Annotated in this window: 1 protein-coding gene; it reads left to right on the plus strand. The window is 40.7% G+C overall.

Features of this window, described 5'->3' with window-relative positions; translation table 11 throughout:
- A partial coding sequence (locus Q1A31_RS20920) for a transposase (RefSeq protein WP_299881763.1) occupies positions 1–669 on the plus strand: 669 nt, incomplete at its 5' end.
- Positions 670–708: the final 39 nt, after the last annotated feature.

A 708-nucleotide genomic window follows, 5' to 3' on the forward strand; every position in this document is an offset into this window, starting at 1 on the left:
GTCGGCGTTAGAGCAAAAACAGATGTCGGTGATGCCCATTTACTACTTCGTTATATGAGGGCAGAGAAACATCAACTCATTCCCTTCAAACCTATTCCTAAAGCAGTAAAGCGGCTTAATAGATTACTTAAAGCACGAGCCAAACTCTCTAAGTCAAAAGCTACTATTGGGCTTTCCTTAAATGGAGTGACAGAATTAGTACAAACACGTAAAGCATTGATGAGACGTATTGAACAAGCAATGGTTCTGATTGATAAACGAGTTCAAGAGTGTATTAAATTGGCAGGCTATTCTGATGATTACCAACGTTGCTTATGCATCCCAGGTATCGGTCCACAAAATGCGGCCGCATTAGTCGCAGTCTATCACCGAGGAACATTTAGAAAATCGGACTCCTTTATCGCTTTTATTGGTCTTGATGTTAGGGTTCGTGAATCGGGGTATTACAAAGGAAAAAGAAAGCTGACCAAGCAAGGAAATCCAGAAATACGACGGTTACTATTTAACGCTGCCAGATCTGCTTCTAAAACGACGAAATGGAATGCATATTACCTTTCCATGAGAGCAAGAGGGCATTCAACGACAGCAACTGCTGTTGCTCTTTCTCGTAAAATTGCTAGGCTGGCTTTCGCTTTAATGAGAGATAAAGCTCAATATAGAATCGTTTAGACTTATTGCTTGATTATTACCATAGAATCTCGGCTGGTT

Origin of the sequence: uncultured Cocleimonas sp., assembly GCF_947495625.1 — a bacterium.
Taxonomy (GTDB): Bacteria; Pseudomonadota; Gammaproteobacteria; order Thiotrichales; family Thiotrichaceae; genus Cocleimonas.